At 57.2% G+C, this 19,942-nt stretch carries 21 protein-coding genes and 2 tRNA genes; 19 read left to right on the top strand and 4 right to left on the bottom strand.

All coding sequences use genetic code 11. The features are described from left to right. Positions 1–60 precede the first annotated feature (60 nt). From AD669_RS01215 to AD669_RS01165, 11 genes are all read left to right on the top strand, one after another. Complete coding sequence (locus tag AD669_RS01215) at positions 61–2,283, top strand: AsmA family protein (RefSeq protein ID WP_053116585.1); 2,223 nt, start codon at positions 61–63, stop codon at positions 2,281–2,283. After that, on the top strand, positions 2,280–3,347 hold the full coding sequence (mutY, locus tag AD669_RS01210) for an A/G-specific adenine glycosylase (protein WP_053116584.1): 1,068 nt from the start codon (positions 2,280–2,282) through the stop codon (positions 3,345–3,347). The genes AD669_RS01215 and mutY overlap by 4 nt, the downstream gene beginning before the upstream one ends. Further along, on the top strand, positions 3,344–3,616 hold the full coding sequence (locus AD669_RS01205) for an oxidative damage protection protein (RefSeq protein ID WP_053116583.1): 273 nt from the start codon (positions 3,344–3,346) through the stop codon (positions 3,614–3,616). Before mutY ends, AD669_RS01205 begins: the two co-directional genes overlap by 4 nt. A gap of 103 nt (positions 3,617–3,719) precedes the next feature. Continuing rightward, a tRNA-Phe gene (locus tag AD669_RS01200) sits at positions 3,720–3,795 on the top strand. A 315-nt stretch (positions 3,796–4,110) separates the two neighbouring features. After that, a complete protein-coding gene (locus AD669_RS01195; protein ID WP_053116582.1) occupies positions 4,111–5,190 on the top strand; it encodes a hypothetical protein in 1,080 nt (359 codons plus the stop codon). Between the two features lie 74 nt (positions 5,191–5,264). Continuing rightward, positions 5,265–6,056, top strand: a complete 792-nt coding sequence (locus AD669_RS01190) for a TSUP family transporter (protein WP_053116581.1) — start codon at positions 5,265–5,267, stop codon at positions 6,054–6,056. 158 nt (positions 6,057–6,214) lie between these two features. Beyond that, the gene (locus tag AD669_RS01185; RefSeq protein ID WP_053116580.1) at positions 6,215–6,475 is read left to right on the top strand and encodes a hypothetical protein; all 261 of its coding nucleotides are present in this window, start codon (positions 6,215–6,217) and stop codon (positions 6,473–6,475) included. Positions 6,476–6,650: 175 nt separating this feature from the next. Continuing rightward, complete coding sequence (locus AD669_RS01180; RefSeq protein ID WP_053116579.1) at positions 6,651–7,709, top strand: YhcG family protein; 1,059 nt, start codon at positions 6,651–6,653, stop codon at positions 7,707–7,709. Between the two features lie 68 nt (positions 7,710–7,777). Further along, complete coding sequence (locus AD669_RS01175) at positions 7,778–8,752, top strand: alpha/beta fold hydrolase (protein ID WP_053116578.1); 975 nt, start codon at positions 7,778–7,780, stop codon at positions 8,750–8,752. A gap of 28 nt (positions 8,753–8,780) precedes the next feature. Beyond that, positions 8,781–9,194: a hypothetical protein gene (locus tag AD669_RS01170; RefSeq protein ID WP_053116577.1), complete on the top strand. Its 414-nt coding sequence runs from the start codon at positions 8,781–8,783 to the stop codon at positions 9,192–9,194. 6 nt (positions 9,195–9,200) lie between these two features. Further along, the gene (locus tag AD669_RS01165; RefSeq protein ID WP_008080542.1) at positions 9,201–9,653 is read left to right on the top strand and encodes a hypothetical protein; all 453 of its coding nucleotides are present in this window, start codon (positions 9,201–9,203) and stop codon (positions 9,651–9,653) included. Between the two features lie 70 nt (positions 9,654–9,723). On the opposite strand, the gene gabP is transcribed toward AD669_RS01165, so the two are convergent. Continuing rightward, entirely contained in the window at positions 9,724–11,115 is a 1,392-nt protein-coding gene (gene gabP, locus AD669_RS01160) for a GABA permease (protein ID WP_053116576.1), read from the bottom strand. 554 nt (positions 11,116–11,669) lie between these two features. Here gabP and AD669_RS01155 point away from each other — a divergent pair. The 8 genes from AD669_RS01155 to AD669_RS01120 all read left to right on the top strand — a co-directional run bounded on the left by AD669_RS01155 (position 11,670) and on the right by AD669_RS01120 (position 18,042). Next, complete coding sequence (locus AD669_RS01155; RefSeq protein ID WP_053116575.1) at positions 11,670–12,443, top strand: ABC transporter ATP-binding protein; 774 nt, start codon at positions 11,670–11,672, stop codon at positions 12,441–12,443. 13 nt (positions 12,444–12,456) lie between these two features. Next, a complete protein-coding gene (locus tag AD669_RS01150) occupies positions 12,457–13,206 on the top strand; it encodes an ABC transporter substrate-binding protein (RefSeq protein ID WP_053116574.1) in 750 nt (249 codons plus the stop codon). Between the two features lie 78 nt (positions 13,207–13,284). Then, positions 13,285–13,977, top strand: a complete 693-nt coding sequence (locus tag AD669_RS01145) for an ABC transporter permease (protein ID WP_007909165.1) — start codon at positions 13,285–13,287, stop codon at positions 13,975–13,977. After that, positions 13,978–14,667 carry an ABC transporter permease gene (locus AD669_RS01140; RefSeq protein ID WP_053116573.1) on the top strand — a complete coding sequence of 230 codons (690 nt, stop codon included), beginning with the start codon at positions 13,978–13,980 and terminating at the stop codon, positions 14,665–14,667. Further along, positions 14,648–15,883, top strand: a complete 1,236-nt coding sequence (locus tag AD669_RS01135; protein WP_053116572.1) for a methyltransferase — start codon at positions 14,648–14,650, stop codon at positions 15,881–15,883. The genes AD669_RS01140 and AD669_RS01135 overlap by 20 nt, the downstream gene beginning before the upstream one ends. A gap of 345 nt (positions 15,884–16,228) precedes the next feature. Next, positions 16,229–17,065, top strand: a complete 837-nt coding sequence (locus tag AD669_RS01130) for an FkbM family methyltransferase (protein WP_053116571.1) — start codon at positions 16,229–16,231, stop codon at positions 17,063–17,065. A 76-nt stretch (positions 17,066–17,141) separates the two neighbouring features. Further along, a tRNA-Thr gene (locus tag AD669_RS01125) sits at positions 17,142–17,217 on the top strand. A 252-nt stretch (positions 17,218–17,469) separates the two neighbouring features. Beyond that, a complete protein-coding gene (locus tag AD669_RS01120) occupies positions 17,470–18,042 on the top strand; it encodes a hypothetical protein (protein WP_053116570.1) in 573 nt (190 codons plus the stop codon). Between the two features lie 74 nt (positions 18,043–18,116). On the opposite strand, the gene AD669_RS01115 is transcribed toward AD669_RS01120, so the two are convergent. The 3 genes from AD669_RS01115 to AD669_RS01105 are packed head-to-tail and all read right to left on the bottom strand — an operon-like array spanning position 18,117 to position 19,830. Then, positions 18,117–18,710, bottom strand: a complete 594-nt coding sequence (locus AD669_RS01115; RefSeq protein ID WP_053116569.1) for a hypothetical protein — start codon at positions 18,708–18,710, stop codon at positions 18,117–18,119. A gap of 9 nt (positions 18,711–18,719) precedes the next feature. Further along, entirely contained in the window at positions 18,720–19,058 is a 339-nt protein-coding gene (locus AD669_RS01110; protein ID WP_053116568.1) for a hypothetical protein, read from the bottom strand. Continuing rightward, on the bottom strand, positions 19,051–19,830 hold the full coding sequence (locus AD669_RS01105) for a TIGR04255 family protein (protein ID WP_256218794.1): 780 nt from the start codon (positions 19,828–19,830) through the stop codon (positions 19,051–19,053). The genes AD669_RS01110 and AD669_RS01105 overlap by 8 nt, the downstream gene beginning before the upstream one ends. Positions 19,831–19,942 lie beyond the last annotated feature (112 nt).

Genomic DNA, 19,942 nt, shown 5'->3' with positions numbered 1-19,942 from the left:
ATTTGCAGCGCTATACTCCCCGGCTAAATTACGAATTCGACTAATTACAAGGACTCGCCCATGAAAGCGTTCGGCAAAATCCTGGGTCTGGTACTTCTCGGGCTGTTGCTGATCATCGTGGCGGCAGGCTTCGCCCTGACCCACCTCTTCGATCCCAACGACTATAAAGACGAGATCCGCCAGATAGCCCGCGACAAGGCCCACATCGAGCTGACGCTCAATGGCGATATCGGCTGGAGCCTGTTCCCGTGGCTCGGCCTGGAATTGCACGAGGCCAGCGTCGCCACCCTGATCAAACCGGGCGAACCATTTGCCGACTTGCAGATGCTCGGCCTGTCCGTGCGTGTGCTGCCGCTGCTGCGCCGTGAAGTGCAGATGAGCGACGTGCGCGTCGAAGGCCTGAACCTGCGCCTGAACCGCGACAAGGACGGTCATGGCAACTGGGAAGACATTGGCAAGCTGCCGCAGCCTGCCGGTGCAACGCCAGCCGCCGCTGCCAGTCAACCGGCCAGCGAAACCCCGCCAGCAGCGGAAAAACCACCTCAGCCAATCCGCCTCGACATCGACAGCCTGACCGTCAACAACGCCCGCGTTGAATACAACGACGAGAAGACCGGCAAGCAGTTCAGCGCCGAAAGCATCCAGTTGAGCACCGGCGCGGTTCACGATTCGACCAATATTCCGTTGAAGGCCACCGCTTTCCTCAGCACCAATCAGCCGATGCTGCGGGTGCGCACCGAGCTGAACGGCGAATTGCGCATCGAGCGCGCGCTGCAACGCTACAGGTTCGAAGACATGAAATTGTCCGGCGAACTGACTGGCGATCCGCTGCAAGGCAAAGCCATGACCTTCTCGGCTCAAGGCCAGGTTTCGCTGGATAAAGCCGCGAACGTCGCCGAATGGACGGGGATCAAGATCTCCGCTAACCAATTGCGCGCTTTGGGCGAACTGAAAGCCAACGATCTCGACAAAACCCCGCAGATCACTGGCGGCCTCTCCATCGCTCAATTCGATCTGGCGAAATTCGTCGACAGCATCGGTCAGACACTTCCGGCGATGGCCGCCGGCAGCCTGAGCAAAGTCGAACTGGTCAGCCGCATTGCCGCCACGCCAACCAGCGTCGCGTTCGACAACATCAACCTGAAAGTCGACGACAGCAGTTTCAGCGGCCGCATCGCCGTCGAGGATTTCGCCAAGCAATCGCTGCGCGCGATCCTCAAGGCTGACACCTTCAACGTCGACCGCTACCTGCCGCCGAAATCGGAAAAAGCTGCGAACGCCACGCAAGTGCGTCAGGCCGAAGTCGCCAGCACCGAAGCCGATGCCATGGCCGGCGCCGGCAGTACGCCGCTGCCGGACAAGCCGACCAAAACCGCGTGGAGCACCGATCGCCTGCTGCCGGTGGAACGTCTGGCCAAGCTCGATGTGGACGCCGATCTGACTTTCGGCCAACTGACCCTCGACAAATTGCCGATCCAGAACGCCGCACTGAAAGCCACCGGCCAGGGCGGCCTGCTGACCCTGACCAACCTGAGCGGCGACTTGTACAACGGCAACTTCGCCGCCAATGGCACCCTTGATGTCCGCCAAACCGCGCCCGTGCTGAATTTGCAGACCAAGCTCAATCGCGTGCCGGTCGATAAAATCCTCGAAAGCCAAGGCAAGAATCCGCCGGTGAAAGGTCTGGTGACGCTCACCAGTAACGTCACCGGCAACGGCAACAGCCAGCAAGCGCTGATCGAAAGCCTCAATGGCAACGCCAGTTTCGTGATCAATAACGGCGTGCTGCTCAACGCCAACCTTGAACAGCAATTGTGCAAAGGCATCGCCACACTCAACCGCAAAACCCTCAGCGGCGAGCCACGCGGCAAAGACACGCCGTTCCAGGAACTCAAGGGCAACCTGACCTTCCGCAACGGCATCGCCAGCAACCCGGATCTGAAAGTGCGCATCCCCGGCATGACCGTCAACGGTGACGGCGACATCGATTTGCGCGTGCTCGGCATGGACTATCGCGTCGGCATCATCGTCGAAGGCGACACCAGTGCGATGCCGGATCCAGCCTGTCAGGTCGGCGAAAAATTCGTCGGCATCGAGTGGCCGCTGCGCTGCCGTGGCCCGCTGGAGCTGGGCGCGAAAGCCTGCCGCGTCGACAATGATCGACTCGGTCAGGTCGCGACCAAACTGGCTGGCGACAAGCTCAGCGACAAGATCGACGAGAAACTCGGTGACAAGGTCAGCCCGGAATTGAAAAACGCACTGAAGGGGCTGTTCAAGCGATGAGAGCGGAGCAGTTTTCCACGGCGGTGCTGGATTGGTTCGACCGCCACGGCCGCCACGATTTGCCTTGGCAGCAGGACATCAATCCGTATCGGGTGTGGGTGTCGGAGATCATGCTGCAGCAGACTCAGGTCAGCACCGTGCTCAATTACTTCGACCGTTTCATGGCCGCGCTGCCGACGGTCGAAGCGCTCGCCGAAGCGCCGGAAGACGAGGTGCTGCACTTGTGGACTGGCCTGGGTTATTACACCCGCGCGCGCAATTTGCAGAAGACCGCGAAGATCGTCGTCAGCCAGTACGGTGGCGAGTTTCCGCGTGACGTCGAAAAGCTTACGGATTTGCCGGGTATCGGCCTGTCCACTGCTGGCGCGATCGCCAGCATCAGCATGGGCCTGCGCGCGCCGATCCTCGACGGCAACGTCAAACGCGTGCTGGCGCGTTTTACTGCGCAAGAGGGCTACCCCGGCGAGCCGAAGGTGGCCAAACAGCTTTGGGCCAACGCTGAGCGCTTTACGCCGCATGATCGGGTCAACGCCTACACCCAGGCGATGATGGATCTCGGCGCCACGCTCTGCACGCGCAGCAAGCCGAGTTGCCTGCTGTGTCCGCTGGAGCGTGGTTGTGAAGCGCACATGCTCGGCCTCGAAACCCGCTACCCGATTCCCAAGCCGCGCAAAGCCATCCCGCAAAAGCGCACGCTGATGCCGATGCTCGCTAACGGCGACGGTGCGATTCTGCTTTACCGTCGCCCCTCGAGCGGTTTGTGGGGCGGTTTGTGGAGCCTGCCGGAACTCGACGACCTCGACGACCTGCAACACCTCGCCGACCAGCACGCACTGACCATGGGCGAACAGCAGGCGCTGCCGAGCCTTGTCCACACGTTCAGCCATTTCCAGCTGTCCATCGAACCCTGGCTGGTTCAGGTACAGGAGGCCGCCCATCACGTGGCCGAGGCCGACTGGCTCTGGTATAACCTCGCCACCCCGCCGCGCCTGGGCCTCGCCGCCCCGGTCAAAACCTTGCTCGAACGCGCGGCCGCCGTCTTGAATGCAGGAGAGTCGCCATGACCCGCACCGTAATGTGCCGCAAGTACAAAGAAGAACTGCCAGCCCTGGAACGCGCCCCTTTCCCGGGCGCTAAAGGTCAGGATATTTTTGACCACGTCTCGGCCAAGGCCTGGGCCGACTGGCAGAAACACCAGACCCTGCTGATCAATGAGAAGCGTTTGAACATGATGAACGCCGAAGACCGCAAATATCTTCAGGGCGAAATGGACAAGTACTTCTCCGGCGAGGAATACGCTCAAGCCGAAGGCTACGTTCCACCTGCAGAGTAAACCCCGGAAATCGGGGGTCGGATCGTAAGCGACGGAATTAATTTAAGAAATTTTAAAAAAGTCGTTGACGTAAATCCGAAAAACCCTTTTAATGCGCCCCGTTGCCCAGATAGCTCAGTCGGTAGAGCAGGGGATTGAAAATCCCCGTGTCGGCGGTTCGATTCCGTCTCTGGGCACCAAATACCGAAAACCCTGAATCGCAAGATTCAGGGTTTTTTTATGCCTGCGATTTGGTAAGGCACGGTTACATATCGACGGAATCGCCGGACAACGTTTCCCTCCCCCTCTATCTACCCCTCCCAACAAGCATCAGATCGCGATCAGACGAATAAGCCTACAAGGCCCGGAGTCGCACATCCCTGAAGTCTCTCAAACCTGTCGGAACGCTCCGTAGGCAATAGCGGAAATGGACGACATACGCGCTCTCTCAACTTAGGCAGAATAAGACGAAGAGCTGGAAGCTCGACAGCAGATTCACAACAGGGATGTAGCCAATGACTCACGCCACCAAACCAGACGTCGCAAATGCTGGGGGCCTTAAAGAACAAGAAATCAGAACCTTCAAATTTGACCTTCGACAATCAGAGTTGCTTCAAAAATTCACCGAAGTATTGGCAAGCCGCGGCGGACCGCAGGCGTCTGAAGCCCAGTCCATAACCACCAAGGCATACGCTGAACTCATGTCTGCTTTTTCGGAGCAACAACGCACATTGCTGACTGCCTACTCCGATTGCTTGTTGTCCGTCTTGATTTTTGAAGGACTAAAAAAAATCACTGATTGCGATCCTCCCGATGAATTGCCCGACGTGGCTTCCTTGGAAAACAGGTTCGACGTGCTCTGCCTGGCCGCTCGCAACCAAATATTACTGAGCCTTGTTGATAATCGTGCATTCGCTTATGACATGGATAACGACGGCAAATTGGTTCGTCTGGTAGCCAACTTCAAGGGCGGGGGACTTACCAAGATCAAAGCTGAGCCGAAATCCAATGAGCTGAGCTCACATTCGGGCCTGGCGCTTGGCCCACATACCGAAGCACCTTACTGGTGCGCTGTTAAGGTAAAGGACAGCCATTCCCCCTCCCCATCGTCGTTGATACTTTCCGCGTTATGGAATCCCGGCCGTGAACCAACACGCGTGATACCGCTCCCTCCAATTCTCGAAAAGATCGGCGCCGTCCATTGCCTTGCCCTCACCAGCGACAATTTTGAGTTCACCCGCAGTGACTCCTTTGTAAGTGGTAAAGGAGAAGCCGGACGCGGCGTTTCGATTTTGGAATTCGACGAAAACACTGGATTCGCTGCCCGATTCAATTCCTATCGTTTCTCGGTCAGTAGCAATGCATCGACCTTCGTTAGCAAGGCTTACTCCGCTCTATGCGAGTGCGTAGATAAAGCGATTCCAGCGGATTATTCGCTGACGCAGGAATCGGCCATGGTGATCAACAACACGCGAGCCCTCCACTGCCGGGATGTCATCAAAGACAACAGAAGGGTTCTGGTGCGAATTTTTGGACTGTCCAGATTTGCCTCACCAATCGTCATTTCAGAGAACCCGTTACTGCTACAAGGTTGAATTCCTAGCGCTTATCAGCCTGCTGAACACCTCGCCAGTTAATGGCCGACAAACAACCATAAAGAGGGAACACAATGTCTTGGGACATCATCGGCATGCTCGCGCTCGTCGCGTTCTGCGCCGGTTTTTTTGATGCGATCGCTGGGGGCGGCGGCTTGATCACCCTGCCGGCTTTATTTCTGGCGGGGGTGGATCCGATCAGCGCCATTGCCACGAACAAGTTTCAGGCGGCATCAGCCACGATCTCGGCCACGGCAACCTTTGCCCGCAAAGGCTTGATCGAATGGCGGGAAGGTCGCTATCTGATGATCTGTGGCTTCATTGGCGGCGCCAGCGGTGCGCTGCTGGTCAGCTCAATCGACAAGCGCTACCTCGAAGCCTGCGTGCCGATCATGTTGATTCTGGTGGCCATCTATTTTGCGCTGTCACCAAAACTGGCGAATGAAGATCGACGCAAGCGAATAGGAATTCTGCTGTTTTCATTCACCGTTGCGCCCATCCTGGGCTTTTACGACGGTATATTCGGGCCGGGCGTGGGTTCTTTCTTTATCGTAGGATTTGTACTTCTGTGCGGCTTGGGCATGATGCGCGCCATGAGTTTTACCAAGCTCGCCAACGCATCCTGCAATCTGGGTTCGCTGGCGGTGTTCATCACCAAAGGCGTGATCATCTGGCCAGTCGCAATTGCCATGGCACTGGCGGCGTTTGTCGGCGCGCAGTTAGGCGCGCGTGCCGCTGTTCGGGTCGGGCCGCGACTGATTAAACCGATGCTGATCGTGGTTTGCTGCGCCTTGGCCATCAAACTGCTGAGTGTTGAAAGCAACCCATTGCGCGTTGTGCTATCGCAGGCAGTGGCCTCGTTTTAAGCGCCAAAGCGCCGCAACCTTGAAAAACCCGCGCCCCCCCAGAGATCCGCCCCTTACGGAAGAGGGTCATCCCCGCGATGAACCAGAAACGAACTCGCATCCCCCTGCCCCATCCGCCGCCACCTCAGGAAAGCCTGGTATCGAGAGGACTGGCGATCATGATCAGCGTGTTTCTGATCTTTACTGGCGCGCTGCTTTGCTACTCGGCCATCGACGGCTTGATTCACGACACCATCACCACCGCCACTCGCGGCGGGCCGGCCAAGGTCTACACCCTCGCCGGGCAACCGGGCGCGTACTGGTTTCATATCGTTTTTGAAGGATTTTTTGGCGGATTGCTGCTGGTCGCAGGGGTGGCGTGGCATCAACTGACGCGTATCGGCAGACCCGCGAGCAGGGCCCGGCGTAAATACCGGTAGCACTTGGCGCTCGTAAGAAATGGACTACAGACCATGCCCGCCAACGTCCTTTTCCTCGGCAGTGTCCTGCATGACCAATCGCCTCTTCCTGCGGATTTCACCGTCTCTCCCGACATACTCAAACGGCGACGCCGGGCATGCTTTTGCGTCTGTTCACAATGAAGCGGAAGACCCGATGAGCCAGTTAAAACCTGCTGACACGCGAGACCCGAAAATCGATTCATTGCTGGGGGAGCTTGGCGAGTTGATTCGTCAGGCACGGCAAAAAGTGCTGCGAGCGGTTGATACGATTCAAGTACAGACCTGCTGGCAGATCGGCCGGCATATCGTCGAGTTTGAGCAACAGGGTGCCCAGCGTGCGGGCTATGGAAAGCAGCTGCTGGCTCTGCTGGCGAAGGATCTGACGGCTCAGTTCGGGAAGGGGTTTGACGCATCAAACCCGCGTTATATGCGCCTCTTTTATCAGGCGTTTCCAATTCGTGACGCACTGCGTCACGAATTGAGCTGGACCCACTATCGTCGGCTATTGGGAGTGAACAATGAAAAAGCGCGCCATTGGTACATGGACGAGTGCGCCAACCTGAACTGGTCAAGCCGCGCCCTCGATCGCCAAATCCTGACGCTCTACTACGAGCGGCTCCTCATGAGTCGAGACAAAGCCGACGTGATCGAAGAAGCCACCACCAACATCGAGGCAATGAAGTGCAATCCGCGTGAATTCATTCGTGATCCGGTGATGCTCGAGTTTCTCGGCCTGCCGTCAGCCGGCAAGGTCAGGGAAAGCAGTCTCGAACAAGCCCTCATCGATCACCTGCAGGGCTTTCTGCTCGAACTGGGCAAAGGCTTTTCCTTCGTTGCTCGCCAGCAACGCATCAGTACCGACGGCGTTGATCTGTACATCGATCTGGTGTTCTACAACTACCTGCTCAAATGCTTTGTGATCATCGATCTCAAACGCGGCAAGCTCAGCGCCCGCGATGTCGGGCAGATGGACATGTATGTGCGCATGTATGACGAGCTCATGCGCAGCGAGGGCGACAAGCCGACAGTCGGGATAATTTTGTCTGCCGAAAGCAACGATTCGGTGGCGCGCTATTCAATGCTCAAAGGCAACGAACAACTGTTCGCCAGCAGTTACAAAACCATATTGCCGAGTGAAGAAGAGTTGCGCGCTGAACTCAATCGCGAACAGGCCTTGATCCAAGAACGCATGCTGACTCAATCCACTGAATAAACCCTACGGATTGTTCCCGGGCGGCGCGGAGACTATCGTTGGCAGCTTACCCGCCAAGGTCGAGAGTCATGAGCTGTCAGGACATGCCCGCAACGCAGGATGTGCAGTCAAGGTCGCCGATTTTGAATACTGCTCAAGGCGAGCCTTTCAAAGAATCGGCCGCCGACGGGTACGTGCTGGGCGGTTTCACCTGGCGTCACACATCCCCCGATGCCCAGCGCCCGGTGGTCATCATCAATGCCGCCACCTCCGTGCGCTGCCGCCACCACTCGCGATTCGCCGCCTATCTGTTCGCCAATGGCTTCGACGTCATTACCTACGACTACCGCGGCATCGGCGAATCGCGACAGGCTTCGATCAAAGGCCTGAACGCTTCGTGGACTGATTGGGGCGCGCTGGATTTCGAGGCGATGCTCAAGCGTGCGCAACGCGAGTTTCCCGGTCAGCCGATTGACGTGGTCGGGCACAGTTTTGGTGGTTGCGCGGCGGGGTTGGCTGAATCCGGGCGAGTTATCCGACGGTTGGTCACTGTCGGCGCGCAGTTCGCCTACTGGCGAGATTACGCGCCCGAGCATCGCTGGCGCATGTTCGGCAAATGGCATCTGCTGATGCCGTTGATGACCCTGTTCTGCGGCTACTTCCCCGGCAAACGCCTCGGCTGGCTGGAAGACACACCGACGGGCGTCGTGCGCGACTGGAGCACGCCTGCCCCGCGTTTTGAAGGGCGCCCAAGCGGTCGCGCACTGATGAAAAAAACCGGCACCCTGCCCTTCGCCAATGTCCGCGCGCAGACGCTGGCCATCAGCATCAGCGACGATCCCTACGGCACGATTGCGGCCATCGAACGCCTGCTCGGCTACTTCAACAACGCTTCAAAAACCCACCTGCGCATCGAACCGCAGGACATCGGCGAACAACAAGTCGGACATTTCGCCTTTTTTCGCAGCGCATACCAAGCCACACTATGGCCCATCGCTCTGACCTGGCTGCACACCGGCGCACTGGCCCCCGACACACCGGGGCGGCAAGTCCCGCGCAGCTGAGCCCTCTCAACGCACGACGGAACACATCATGGCCTCCGCCAACAAGCAGCAAAAACGCGCCACCCGGGCCAAAGCCAAGGCCAAGCAGAACCGCACCAAACGCGCTGAAGCGCCGGTCGAGCTGGATCCGAACGACGACCGCATCGACTTCGAATCGGTGGATCTGACCGAGCTGTTCAAGAAAATGATCGACGCAGAGAAGATCAGCCAGCAAGCCCTGTGCACCGCGTTCCTCGAAGACCCGCTGCTGGAGCTGGTTTATGAGCAGGAAGGCGAAGAAGGCGCGATGGACTTCATCCTCGCCGCGCTGATCGAGTATCGCCAGTGGTCGCAGGAAACCGACGAGGCCGGCGCGCTGGCATGGATCGAATCACCGGCCTTCCAGGCCGACTATGTGGCGGCGTCCGACGCGATCGCCGCAAACACCCAACAGAAGAACTGAGCTCCCATGGCATCCCTGAACAAGCAACAGAAACGCGCCAAACGCGCCAAGGCCAAAGCCAAGCAAATCCGTATGGTCGGCCGCAAGCCGCTGGAGCAGGACGAAGACCTCGACCACCTCGCCGAGCCGGTGCCGGAATACGTCCTGGCGATGTTCAGCAAAATGCGCGACGCCGAAGCCATCAGCCGCAACGAAATGCTGCTGACCCTGCTGCGCGAACTGGCGTTCGTCATCGTTGACCATCCAGAGCTGCTGGACATGGAAAACGCCGACAACGAAGGCATGGCCGCCACCCACCTGGCCGCCGACATGCTGATCGACTACCGCATGTGGGCCGAAGGCGTAACGATCGAAGAAGCCCAGGCCTGGCTGAGCGAGCCACAGTTCATCACCGATTTCGGGGTTGCGCTGGATGCTTATGGCAAGTCGGTGGAAGCACAGGAAGACAAGAGCGAATAAACATCGCTCAAAAACAAAAACGGCCGCTAGTCATCACTGACAGCGGCCGTTTTGCATTACGCGTTACGGATCAGTTCAACACCACCGCGCCACGTTTTTCCAGCTTGCGACGGCGTGCGACTAGCAGACCGGCAGCCACCACCATCAGGCTCAGCAGGCCAGTCGCGAGGATCTCCACGCGATGCGCTTCCTGGAACAGCATGATCGTCAGGGCCGCGACGATGAAGATGATCACCGCGTAGGTCAGGCCCGGGAACAGCCACATGCTGAAGACGATTTTCTCGCCGCGTGCCATGCGCTGTTTGCGCATACGCAGTTGCGAGAAGGCGATTACCAGGTACACCAACAGTGCGATCGCGCCGGAGCTGGCCAGCAGGAACTCGAACACGGCGGCCGGGGCCACGTAGTTGGCGAACGTGCAGAGGAACGCTGCGCCAGTCGACAACATCACCGCCCAGTAAGGCGTGCCGCTTTTGTTGGTGCGGGTCGACATGGCCGGGGCATCGCCACGCTTGCCGAGGGAGAAGAGCATGCGCGACGAGGTGTAGAGCGCTGAGTTCAGGCAGCTGGTCACCGCGACCAGAACGACGATGTCGACGATCATTTTCGCGTTAGGAATGCCCATGCGCTCAAGCACGGTCTGGTAGGAACCGAGGTTGGCCAGCGTAGGATCGTTCCACGGCACCAAGGCCACAACGATGAAGATCGACACGAGATAGAACAAGCCGATCCGCCAGATCACCGAGTTGGTGGCCTTGGAGATTTGCTTGCCCGGGTTCTTCGATTCCGCGGCCGCGATGGTCACGATCTCGGTACCCATGAAGGAGAACATGGTGGTCAGGATTGCACCCAGCACCGCGCCCATGCCGTTCGGCAGGAAGCCGCCGCTGTCGAACAGGTGCGACACACCGCTGACCTGGCTGTTCGGCAGGAAGCCAAAAATGGCGGCAAGGCCAAGGCCGATAAAGCCGATGATCGCCAGCACTTTAATCAGCGCAAACCAGAATTCGAACTCGCCGTAATTCTTCACGCTGAACAGGTTGGTGACCGTGAGCAACATGGTGATGATCAGCGCGAAAGCCCAGATGCCTACGCCCGGGAACCAAGCGTGGAGAATGGTCGCGGCGGCGTTGGCTTCCAGCGGAATCACCAATACCCAGAACCACCAGTACAACCAGCCGATGGTGAAACCGGCCCAGTGCCCGATGGCACGGTCGGCGTAAGTCGAGAACGAACCGGTGTCCGGCGAGGCAACAGCCATTTCGCCGAGCATGCGCATCACTAACACCACCAGGGTACCGGCGGCGGCGTAAGCCAGCAGCACGGCAGGGCCGGCGGCAGCGATGGCGTGGCCGGAGCCAACGAACAGACCGGCGCCGATCACACCGGCGATCGACAACATGGTCACATGACGCGGTTTGAGCCCTTGTTCAAGGCCATTGGAGCTTGGGGTACTGCTCATCGAAACTACCTTTGCGAGGAAAGCGATTCAGTCCGTCCTGTCTGGTGTGTTCTTTCTCGTAAAAAGAAACCAACAGGGCGTTCCGGATTCTGCACGCAATAAATGCGCCAAAATGTTTCAAAGTCTTCTGGATCGCGGCTTTGCGTGCGACCGGACGGTCATCGCAAGTCCTTGAGATTAATGGCTATTCGCCAGAACGTTACCCTGCGACTCACATTCAAGACAAATCAGCGCACCAGAAACACACTGAAAAAGTGTGGGATGCACAATAAAAGAGCGAATCCTGTACGTTCGGCCGGATAGCGCTTCCAACACCCCGCCAAAGCTGGCAACATCGCGCCTTTTTTTACGCGACACCCACGGGTTTGCACGATCAAACACCCGTTCGGTTGTTGATGGGGCGACAGTCTGCTGTGCCGATGCGACAACCTGCCACATGCCACCCGTTAACCGCTCGTAGCGCTGTTGGCTGCCATTGAAACGCTATGCTAGCTTGGCCGCCTCGCCAGGAAGGCCACCCAACAGCTGGAGCGCAACATATATGAGGAACGCACATGGCTGAGGCCACGCCCGCGCTTGAAATCCGCAACTTGCACAAACGCTACGGACAGCTTGAGGTGCTCAAAGGCATCTCGCTGACCGCCCGCGACGGCGATGTGATCTCGATCCTCGGTTCCTCCGGTTCCGGCAAGTCCACGTTCCTGCGTTGCATCAACCTGCTGGAAAACCCGCACCAGGGCCAGATTCTGGTGGCCGGTGAAGAACTCAAGCTCAAGGCCGCCAAGAATGGCGAACTGGTTGCCGCCGACGGCAAACAGATCAACCGCCTGCGCTCCGAGATTGGTTTTGTGTTTCAAAACTTTAATCTGTGGCCGCACATGAGCATCCTCGACAACATCATCGAGGCCCCGCGTCGCGTGCTCGGCCAGAGCAAAGCCGAAGCCATCGAAGTCGCCGAAGCGCTGCTGGCCAAGGTCGGCATCTCCGACAAGCGCCACGCGTACCCAGCGCAATTGTCCGGCGGTCAGCAACAACGCGCGGCGATTGCCCGCACGCTGGCGATGCAACCGAAGGTGATCCTGTTCGACGAGCCCACCTCGGCGCTTGACCCGGAAATGGTTCAGGAAGTACTTAGTGTCATCCGCGCATTGGCCGAAGAAGGCCGCACCATGCTGCTCGTGACCCACGAAATGGGCTTCGCCCGTCAGGTCTCCAGCGAAGTGGTGTTCCTTCACCAAGGCCTTATAGAAGAGCAAGGATCGCCACAGCAGGTGTTCGAAAACCCGCTTTCGGCGCGCTGCAAACAATTCATGTCCAGCAACCGCTAACGGAGCAACATGCATGCAGAACTATAAAAAGGTCTTCCTGGCCGCCGCCGTCACCCTCGCGTTCAGCGCCGGTGCCATGGCTGAAACCCTGAAGATGGGCATCGAAGCGGCTTACCCGCCGTTCAACAACAAAGACGCCAGCGGCAACGTGGTCGGCTTCGACAAAGACATCGGCGACGCCCTGTGCGCGAAGATGAAAGTCGAATGCAGCGTGGTCACTTCCGACTGGGACGGCATCATTCCGGCCCTGAACGCGAAGAAGTTCGACTTCCTGATCTCCTCGCTGTCGATCACCGAAGAGCGCAAAGGCGCGGTCGATTTCACCGACCCGTACTACTCGAACAAGCTGCAGTTCATCGCACCGAAAAACGTCGACTTCAAAACCGACAAGGACTCGCTGAAAGGCAAGACCATCGGTACTCAGCGTGCAACCCTGGCCGGTACCTGGCTGGAAGACACCTACGCCGATGACATCAAAGTCAGCCTCTACGACACCCAGGAAAACGCCTACCTCGACCTGACCTCCGGTCGTGTCGACGCGATCCTCGCCGACAAGTACGCCAACTATGACTGGCTGAAAAGCGACGCGGGCAAGAACTACGAGTTCAAAGGTGACCCGGTCGTAGAAAGCGACAAGATCGGCATCGCTGTACGTAAAGGCGATCCACTGCGTGAGAAGTTGAACGCTGCCCTGAAGGAAATCGTCGCCGACGGTACCTACAAGAAGATCAACGACAAGTACTTCCCGTTCAGCATCTACTGATCCTGACCTGTGGGACTGGCGCCGTGATGCAACGGCGCTGGCTCCCGACTTTGCCTGCCGCAATTTGAACAGAATTCCATGATTATCGACCTCTACGGATTCGGCCCGGCCCTCGCTGCCGGCGCGCTGATGACCGTCCAACTGGCCCTCACGGCCCTGTGCCTGGGACTGGTGCTCGGTCTGCTCGGCGCCTTGGCCAAGACTTCCCCGTACAAGCCGCTGCAATGGCTTGGCGGCACTTATTCGACCCTCGTGCGTGGCGTCCCGGAATTGCTCTGGGTGCTGTTGATCTACTTCGGTACGGTCAACCTGATGCGCGCCCTCGGTGAGTTCTTCGGCAACCCCGACCTGCAACTCAATGCCTTCGCCGCCGGTGTCATCGCCCTCGGCCTGTGCTTCGGCGCTTACGCCACGGAAGTGTTCCGTGGTGCGATCCTCGCCATTCCCAAAGGCCACCGTGAGGCCGGCCAGGCCCTGGGCCTGTCGAAATGGCGGATCTTCACCCGTCTGATCATGCCGCAGATGTGGCGCATCGCCCTGCCCGGTCTGGGCAATCTGTTCATGATCCTGATGAAAGACACCGCGCTGGTCTCGGTGATCGGCCTGGAAGAAATCATGCGTCACGCGCAAATCGGCGTGACCGTGTCGAAACAACCGTTCACCTTTTATATGGTCGCCGCGATCATGTACTTGGGCCTGACCGTGCTGGCGATGACCGGCATGCACTTCCTGGAAAAACGCGCCGCTCGCGGCTTTGCGAGGAGCGCTTAAATGAACTGGGAAGTCATCATCAAGTGGCTGCCGAAACTGGCGCAGGGCGCGACCCTGACCCTGGAACTGGTGACCATCGCTGTCATCGCCGGTTTGCTGCTGGCGATTCCGCTAGGCATCGCCCGCTCTTCGAAGCTGTGGTACGTGCGCTCGTTGCCTTACGCCTACATCTTCTTTTTCCGTGGCACGCCACTTTTGGTTCAGCTGTTTCTGGTTTATTACGGTTTGGCGCAGTTCGACGCGGTGCGTGCAAGTGCGTTGTGGCCGTACCTGCGCGATCCGTTCTGGTGTGCGACCGTGACCATGACCCTGCACACGGCGGCGTACATCGCCGAGATTCTGCGCGGAGCGATTCAGGCGATTCCGCCGGGCGAAATCGAAGCGGCGCGGGCCTTGGGCATGTCCAAGCCGAAAGCGATGTTCTACATCATCCTCCCGCGCGCGGCGCGCATCGGCCTGCCGGCCTACAGCAACGAAGTGATCCTGATGCTCAAGGCCAGCGCGCTGGCCAGCACCGTGACCCTGCTGGAACTGACCGGCATGGCGCGCACGATCATCGCGCGCACCTATCTGCCGGTGGAGATCTTCTTCGCGGCGGGCGTGTTCTATCTGCTGATGGCTTACGTGCTCGTGCGCGGCTTCAAGCTGCTGGAGCGCTGGCTGCGCGTCGATGCCTGCCAAGGGCGTTGATTCTTCCTACGTGCTGACGGGCGAGGACTTACTCGCCCGCTTCACCGCGCTGGATGCTTTTTTGATTGAGCATCAGGCGCTGTGGAAACCTCGACCGTTCACTCACCTTTCGCTTGCTTGGGAAGCGTCCTACCCGGAATTGTCCTCGTGGCTACGCGGGCGGTCGCTGGAAGACGCGGAAAACGCTCATAACCACCCTGCTGATCTTGCTGATGCGCCGGAGCCGTTTGCTTCATTGGCGGCGTTGTCGGCTGAGTTGAGCGTGGTTGGCGAGTTGCCGGGACATGCGCTGGAAGCTGCGGGGCATCGGTTGAGTGTTGATGTACCGGGGCGCAAGTGGCAACAGATCGAGGCGTTTGCCAGTCGTTTGTCTTTCACCTCGCAGCCGATGCATTGGCTGGACTGGTGCTCTGGCAAGGGGCATTTGGGGCGACGCTTGTTGGGCGCGGGGCAGCAACTGACTTGCGTTGAATACGATCCTTTATTGGTCGCCAGCGGTCAGGCGTTAAGTCAGCGTCATCACTTGCACGCTTTGCATGTGGAACAGGATGTACTGGCGGCGAACGCCTCTGCTGTATTGAGCGCGAATCACACGCCCGTCGCCCTTCACGCCTGCGGTGATCTGCATGTGCGATTGATGCAACTGGCCAGTGCCGCAGGTTGCCAGCAAATGGCGATCGCGCCGTGCTGCTACAACCGCATTTGCACAAGCGAATATGAGGCCTTGTCCTACGCCGGATTAACATCGTTCCTACAACTCTCGCTGGAAGATCTCGCTCTGCCGATGAGTGAAACCGTCACCGCTGGTGCACGCGTCCGACGTCAGCGCGACACCTCGATGGCCCGTCGCCTCGCTTTCGACCTGCTGCAACGGCAAGTGCGCGGCGTCGACGAATACTTACCAACGCCCTCCCTGCCCAGCGCTTGGCTGGACAAACCGTTCGCCGATTACTGCCGTGATCTGGCCGATCTCAAAGAGTTATCCACAATCGGCACGCCAGACTGGGCGGCACTGGAAGCGGCGGGATGGCAACGATTGGCCGAAGTACGCAATCTGGAACTGCTGCGCGGATTATTCCGACGACCACTGGAGCTTTGGCTGAACCTCGATCGGGCACTTTTCCTCACCGAACAGGGATACGCCGTACGCCTCGGCACCTTCTGCGAATCAGCGCTGACCCCGCGCAATTTTCTGTTGTTGGCCGAACGCGAATAAACCACCGCCAGCCTGTGGATAACTCTGTTGATGGATTTTACTCGGATCCAATATCCACGCCTGTTTCGGTGCTGAAACAGCTCTGGTCATTTTTTGTTCACATATAGAAAAAACCAATAAAACAGGGATTTGCGAACAAAATGAGAACGCGTCCACAAAAACCGGCCTAAGCACGTCTTCACGGTGCTCGGTTGTGCATAAGCCGCCAATCAAAACGACATAATCGCCGAAAATCAGCAGCCCCCGGCGAATAATTGCAGCGACCTGCCACCCTTGCTATACAGGGTCACAGCGCACCGGCAGCGCACATTCAAACAAGAAAAATCTGACCGACAGGAAGCGACAGTGACGCTCATTTCTTACGCACAGAATTTTGAAGACGTCCGCCTGTGGCGCGCACTCAAACAGTTCGAACACGGCTTCTACATCGATGTCGGCGCCAACGACCCGAGCCACGACTCGGTCACCAGAGCCATCTACGATCACGGCTGGCGCGGCGTTAACGTCGAACCCATGCAAAATTATTACGACGCGCTGTGCCAGGCGCGCCCACGCGACGCGACCGCGCAGTGCGTCGCCAGCGACCAACCCGGCGAAATGACCTTCTACGGCATTCCCGGCACCGGCCTCTCCACCGCTGACCCCGCCGTCGCTCAGCAACGCAAAGACCTCGGCATGGACGTGCGCAGCCTCACTGTCAAAGCCCGCACGCTGACCTCAATCTGCGAGCAATACGCCGCCGACCGCCCGATCCACTTCCTCAAAATCGACGTCGAAGGCCACGAAGAAACCGTCCTGCGCGGCATGGACTTCAGCCGCTTCCGCCCATGGATCATCGTCATCGAAACCCCATGGAAACGCGATCACACCTGGGAACACCTGGTCACCGACGCCGGCTACCAGTCGATCCTGTTCGATGGCCTCAACACCTGGTTCCTCGCCGACGAACACCTGAGCCTCAAACCCGCATTCGACATCCCACCGTGCAACCTCGACAACTTCCAGCTCTGCCAAGGCCACGCCCTCGCCCACCCACTGAGCCCCGGCGAACTCGACACCGCCCAACAACTCACCGACGCCCTGCACCGCGCCGAACAGGCCGAAGCGCAGTTGTTTGCCCTGCAAAACAGCCGGACAGTGAAGGCTGTGCAAACGCTGCGAAATGTACTGAGAAAGGCTTGATTTGCAGGGATGCAAAAATAGTCTGAATTCAGGGGTTTACAGAAATTATCCAGTCGCTATAATCGTCGCCCACAACGCCGGTATAGCTCAGTTGGTAGAGCAACTGACTTGTAATCAGTAGGTCCCGGGTTCGACTCCTGGTGCCGGCACCATATAGAAAAACGACTTAGGCTCACCTTGCGGTGGGCCTTTTTCGTTTTAGGCTTCCTCCATTATAAATTTTCCCCGTTCACTCCCCGTTTCTTTGAAAGCCTACTGATTCCTCCCTCGCCAGTTATGCGCGCAACTATCCATCTCGCACAAACATTCCCCCCTGACATCATAACCATCCAAGAGTGGGCAGACACCTCAAAATTTGGCGCCTGATATGATTGCGCTAATCGAAATCTCAGGAGTCAGCTGGAATGGATGCGAAACAAGCGATCGAGGTTCTTCAGAAAGATCTAAAGAACAATAGGGAAAAAGGGCTTACGACTGTCAACGTTGATGCTCTGAATCAGTATCTTGAACAGCTCAAAGGACATGCGATGCAAAATGCCGGTTCTCCAGAGACAGAACTTCAAGATGCCGAGCATTCGCATCAATGGGATATTGAAATGGTTAGGTCTGGCTGGGAAGCTGGCACTAACGCCCTGAAAACATGCTTCTTAGTATCAGGGGGCTCCGCTGCGGCACTACTGGCGTTCGCAGGGTCTGCTTGGTCAGCATTAAAGCCTGAGGGGCTTGAGGCTCTTGCGTTGACCATGGCACTGCTTGGTTGGGCGCTTTTCGCCACAGGGATCGCGACTGCCATTACTTACCTAGCGCAGTATTTTTTTGCTGATCGATTGAAGTGGCATGAGAGAGCCGGGGATGTATGCCAATGGTCTGCTGTATCACTAGTCTTGGCGTCTTACGTGCTGATACTTCTTGCTTACCTTCAGGCTGGCAAAATGTTATCAATGTTCAATATCGTGAAGGCCATAACTGTCAATTGACCCGGTGCGGCACAGTGGACATTGGAGCGCTGAGACGCAATGTCACAATCATATGAAAAATCTTTTTGGATAGCTCATCCGCGTGCGATCGCTTCATGCATCCTACAAAAATGGATCGCCAGCTTAAAGGAAAGCAGGTAATGACCCATTTGGCTGAGCGAAGTCAGCTTGGTTTTTTCGGCATGATTGTCGAACGACCTGTAAGGGATCGAAGTCACTCTGTCCAGGAGTGCTACGCCCTCCTCATCCATCCCATATCCCACGGGCAAAAAAAGCATGCTCGTGATTTTTTGCTCGCGGATTGACTGGATTTTGGACTTTATGGCATCCGTATCAATTCCGCTTTTTTCCAAGACGCTAGCGTAGCCCGCCAGCCCTATTACTGGAGCGTAGGTGATATAGATAGGAAGCTCTCGTTTGTTATCCGGGGATACGTCACAACTATTAGATATTACTAAAACCCGAACAGACCTAATTTTACCTGAAGGGAAATCCATTAACGGAGTCTGTCCCCAAAGGTCGCCTTGCAGGGTTTCATCTGCAAAATCAGTAGTATAGAGATTTGTTTTTTCAGAGAAATCCCTAAGAGCTCCGGCCAATCCGAGCTTCTGCTCTGCTGTGAGGTAGTAGGGTAAAAAATCCTTGTAATCAAACCGATCGATGTTCATCCAAGAATATTACCCTAGCACTAGATCCCAGAAGTTATCTTCAAGAACCTCAGCAAAGTCAGCCCCCAGTGGCTGCATGCCTCCTGACAGCTGTGTGACAAACGATTGGGAGGCGTTGTCCAGATATCGATGGATATCAAGCTCAACGGTTTCACCTACGTTAACCCTGATGGTTGGGCTTGTACCGGATTCTCGATAATTGCCGACAACCATAGTTGAAACGTTTCTTCCAGTAATGCTATCCATAGCTTCTACCTGGGAATGGGCGGCCATCACGACCGCGAGTACGAGTGCGGAAGCAGCGGCACTGTAGGTTGCAGGGGAGAACTGAAGAGTGTAGTTACGCATAGACAGGCTCCAAATACTCCAGTGCGGCCGCAGAAATACAATCGAACACTACTCGTTTGTTGGCAGTGTGCAACCGTTCAGTGCGCTCAGCTAATTTATCCAAGAAAACCTGAGGGTTTTCACCTTGTAGGTCTAGCACAGAATCAATATCAAGCACTGGGCCAGTTCGCGTTGTGCCGTTCGCAAGGACGTACTGCGCTGCCGAGCCGACCTGAATACTATGAAGCAGCTCCCCGTCTCGTGATTCCATTCTGACATGGAAATTATTGCCTGTTGGAGAGCGCCGGCCTAACGAAAGCTCAAAATTGAAACAGTCGCTAGCCTCCAGAGGTGAGCTGTCCAGAATATCCACATACTTAATAGAGCATCTATTCACAGCAGTTATCATCTGCGTTCGCAAAACCATGCTAAACGCGGTGTGAATCGCTTCTGAAAATTTGGCCCAACCTTGATATGGAAGCTTTGCTGCAACGCAAAAAATGTGGTCGCCCAGCAAAATCCAGAAATCTCCCCAACTGATGCGGCAGATTGGCGAGTGGATCAAATTTGGGTCTTGGTCACGGATTTCCTTTGGTAGAGAAGTCAGAGGTAAGTTTTCCAATGACTTTTCGCCTGGCAGTTGGCTGTAGAGCATCCCAGGCCAAATAGATGCAACCGGCACATGGCTATCAAAACGCATCTCGAACACCGCGTCTATCAGCGGCTCTTTGCCCAGCTTGATTGGCATAGCTGCCCCAGCCATCTTGTGCCCCACCTGACTTACTCCTCCCATTCGATTCTGAGCTCCTTCTCGAAGAAAAGGGGACTGCGCTCGGCCCTTGCGGCATTAATGCTGTGGGCGCGCGATTCTAGAGCAGCACGCCGGCCGTGTCGATGAACAGACA

Source organism: Pseudomonas sp. P1.31, assembly GCF_001269815.1.
GTDB classification, from domain to species: domain Bacteria; phylum Pseudomonadota; class Gammaproteobacteria; order Pseudomonadales; family Pseudomonadaceae; genus Aquipseudomonas; species Aquipseudomonas rustica.
This window is presented reverse-complemented; position numbering and strand designations above follow the sequence as displayed.